The sequence below is a fragment of the Actinoplanes sp. NPDC051633 genome, assembly GCF_040681735.1.
In the GTDB taxonomy this organism is placed as follows: Bacteria; Actinomycetota; Actinomycetes; order Mycobacteriales; family Micromonosporaceae; genus Actinoplanes.
This window is the reverse complement of sequence record NZ_JBFAZH010000984.1, coordinates 1-2,950: the sequence shown is the minus strand read 5'-3', so window position 1 is coordinate 2,950 and position 2,950 is coordinate 1. Positions and strand designations below refer to the sequence as shown.

Annotated in this window: 3 protein-coding genes and 1 pseudogene; 2 read left to right on the top strand and 2 right to left on the bottom strand. The window is 69.1% G+C overall.

Annotation, left to right across the window (positions count from 1 at the left end; translation table 11 throughout):
* Positions 1-479, bottom strand: a pseudogene (locus AB0M20_RS35600) (peptidase M36); the annotation flags it as partial.
* 121 nt (positions 480-600) lie between these two features.
* On the opposite strand from AB0M20_RS35600, the gene AB0M20_RS35595 reads away from it, so the two are divergent.
* Together AB0M20_RS35595 and smpB are read left to right on the top strand one after the other, a co-directional pair.
* Entirely contained in the window at positions 601-1,476 is an 876-nt protein-coding gene (locus AB0M20_RS35595) for an acyl-CoA dehydrogenase (RefSeq protein WP_364304935.1), read from the top strand.
* Positions 1,473-1,964: an SsrA-binding protein SmpB gene (gene smpB, locus AB0M20_RS35590; RefSeq protein WP_364304933.1), complete on the top strand. Its 492-nt coding sequence runs from the start codon at positions 1,473-1,475 to the stop codon at positions 1,962-1,964. Before AB0M20_RS35595 ends, smpB begins: the two co-directional genes overlap by 4 nt.
* On the opposite strand, the gene AB0M20_RS35585 is transcribed toward smpB, so the two are convergent.
* A partial coding sequence (locus AB0M20_RS35585) for a substrate-binding domain-containing protein (RefSeq protein WP_364304931.1) occupies positions 1,948-2,950 on the bottom strand: 1,003 nt, incomplete at its 5' end. The genes smpB and AB0M20_RS35585 overlap by 17 nt on opposite strands.

The following is a 2,950-nucleotide window of genomic DNA, read 5'->3' as shown; positions in this document are numbered from 1 at the left end:
ACCGAGAGCACGTCGCCGTCCTTGACCGCGACGGCCACCTGCCCGTCGAACCCTGCGGCCAGCTTGCCGAAGCGCTGCCGCAGCAGCACCACGGCGCCCTTGCCGACCTTGGTGGTGGCGACGGTGTCGAGGGCGTCGACGTTCTCGGTGTCCAGGGCGAAGGCGCCCCGGGTGTTCTTCAGGTATTGCCGGGCGGCGGTCTCCGGGTCCTTGGACAGCCCGGTGGCGAGCTTGCCGATGAGGGCGGCGGGGGTGCCGAACTTGTTGTAGCGGGCGCCGGCCAGCCGCTGGGCGGCACGGGGAGCGACCGTGCCGGGGCGGTTGTCGACGAAGGCGTACTCGTCGCCGACGGGTTCGCCGGTCAGCGGTGTGCCGGCCGGCGCCGCCGGTGCGGCGGTGGCCTGCATCGGCGTGTAGGCGATCAGGGTGGTCGCGGCGATCAGCCCGGCGACCACGGCGGTACGTGTGCGTCTGTGCACGCATGCCTCCAAGAGGTGTCTGTAGGACAGACGGAGGCTACCCAAGTATTTCCATGTATGGATGTCCGGGCGAATTCTGCTGCCGAGTTGCTCGCAAACTAGAGTCGGGCGGGTGACCGAGATGGCCGAAGCCGCCGCGAAGATCGCCGAAGAGGTCCTGTTCCCGGCCGCCGCGGCGGTCGACCGGTCCGACCGGGTGCCGGCCGGGCACCTGGACCTGCTCGCCGACGCCGGGTTCTACGACCGCGCCGGGGACGACCTGCCCGAGGTGGTGGAGATCCTGGCGAGCGGGTGCCTGGCCACGACCTTCGTCTGGATCCAGCACCTGTCGCCGCTGTTCACCGCGGGCGCGGCGCTGCGGGGGCGGCGGGCCGGCATCGCGTACGCGGGGCTGGCTCCCGGATCCGATCTGCATGTGCAGGGCGGGCGCCTCTCCGGGCACGTGCCTTGGGTGACCGGCTGGGACCTGATCGACGTTGTCCAGGTGGCCGTGCGCGAGGGTGATCAGATCCGGTATTACCTGCTCGACGCGGTCGCCGGGCCGACGCTCGAGGCGGAGCTGCAGGAGCTGGTGGCGGTGCAGGCGAGCCGGACGGTCTCGCTGACGTTCGACGGGCACCCGGTCCCCGAGGAGCTGCTCGTGCACACCGAGGATTACGAGCCCTGGTCGCAGAAGAACGCGTCCGGATCCTCGCTCAACGGGTTCCTCTCGCTCGGGCTGGTTCGTCGGGTGTCGCGGCTGCTCGACGGCGCCTTCGACGACGAGCTGACCGCGTGCCGCGCGCTGCTGGCCGATCAGGAGCGGACACCGCAGGCGCGGGCGGCGGCCTCCGCACTGGCCTGGAAGGCGGCCGGCGCACTGGTCACGAGGACGGGCAGCGGCGGCATCAGGGCCGGCGAGACGGCACAGCGGCTGGCCCGCGAGGCCGCCTTCCTGCTGGTCTTCGCCTCCCGGCCGTCGATCAGGACCGAGCTCTACCGCAGAATGACGTCATGACCCGCGAGACCGGCCGCAAGCTGATCGCCTCGAACAAGAAGGCCCGGCACGACTACGCGATCCTCAAGACCTACGAGGCGGGGATCGTGCTGGCCGGGACCGAGGTCAAGTCGCTGCGCGCGGGCTACTGCTCACTGCGTGACGCGTTCGCCGGCGAGCACGAGGGCGAGATCATGCTGTACGGCCTACACATCGCCGAGTACGGGTTCGGCAGCTGGACCAACCACGCGCCGCGGCGCACCCGGAAACTGCTGCTGCACAAGGTCGAGATCAGCCGCATCCTGGCCCAGCTGCGCGACGGCAACGGGCTCACCATGGTGCCGCTGTCGCTGTACTTCAACGACGGCTGGGCGAAGGTGGAGCTGGCCCTGGCGCGCGGCCTGCGGTCGTACGACAAGCGGCAGGCGCTGGCGGCCCGGGACGCTCAGCGGGAGATCGCCAAGCACCTGGGCCGCCACCTGAAGGGCGCTACTACTTCCCGACCTTGATGCCGTGCTCCTTGCAGAGCTCGGCGTACTTGCCCGCGCAGACCTGTTTCGCGGGGGCGAAGCCGGCGGCGACCGGCTCGTTGATGTTCTTGATCGTGATCGCCTTGGGCGTCAGCATGATCGACGGGACGTAGGCGCCGGACTCGACGTCCTTCTGCAGACCCGTGCCCTGCGGCGTCTCGCCGTTGTACAGCTTGATGGCGAGGTTGGCCGCCGCCTCCGCCTCGGGCTTGATGTCCTTGAACACGGTCATGCACTGGTCGCCGGTGAGGATGTTCTGCAGGCCCTGCACGGTGGCGTCCTGCCCGGTGACCGGCACGATCTTGTTGAGGCCCTTCTTCTTGAGCACGCCGATCACGGCGTTGGCCAGTCCGTCGTTCGCTGCCACCACGCCCTTGATCTCGGGCGCCTGCTCGAGCATCTCGGCGAAGATGACGCCGGCCTCTTCGTTCACCCAGTCCGGCACCGACTGATCGGGGCCCTTCCGATAGATCGCGTCGTCGTACATCGGCTGCAGGACCGAGTCGTAGCCGGCCTTGAAGTCGGTCGCGTTGTTGTCGGTCGGCGAGCCGTTCACCTCGGCGATGATCGGGTTCTTGTGACCCTTCGCCTGCATGCATTTCACGAGCTCCTGGCCCTGCAGCACGCCGACCTCGTAGTTGTTGAAGCTCACGTAGAAGTCGGCGCCGCCGTTGAGGGTGAGCCGGTCGTAGTCGATCGTCTTGATGCCGGCGGCCCGCGCCTTGTCGAGCGCCGCCTTGCCGGTGGGCGAGTCCAGGTTCACGATCATCAGGACCTTGACGCCCTGGGCGATGAAGTCGTCCGCGATCTTGCCGAACCGCGCCTTGTCGCCCTCGGCGTTGATGATCTCGACGGGCACGCCGGCCGCGTCGAAGGCCTGCTTCAGGAACTTGGGGTCGTCGGTCGCCCATCGCTGCGAGGACTTGGTGTCGGGCAGGATGATGCCGACCTTGCCCTGCCCGGCG

What these genes read in the sequence shown, in the direction of transcription:
- AB0M20_RS35595 (WP_364304935.1), top strand. Translation starts at nt 601, where the DNA reads ATGGCCGAAGCCGCCGCGAAGATCGCCGAAGAGGTCCTGTTCCCGGCC.
- smpB (WP_364304933.1), top strand. Translation starts at nt 1,473, where the DNA reads ATGACCCGCGAGACCGGCCGCAAGCTGATCGCCTCGAACAAGAAGGCC.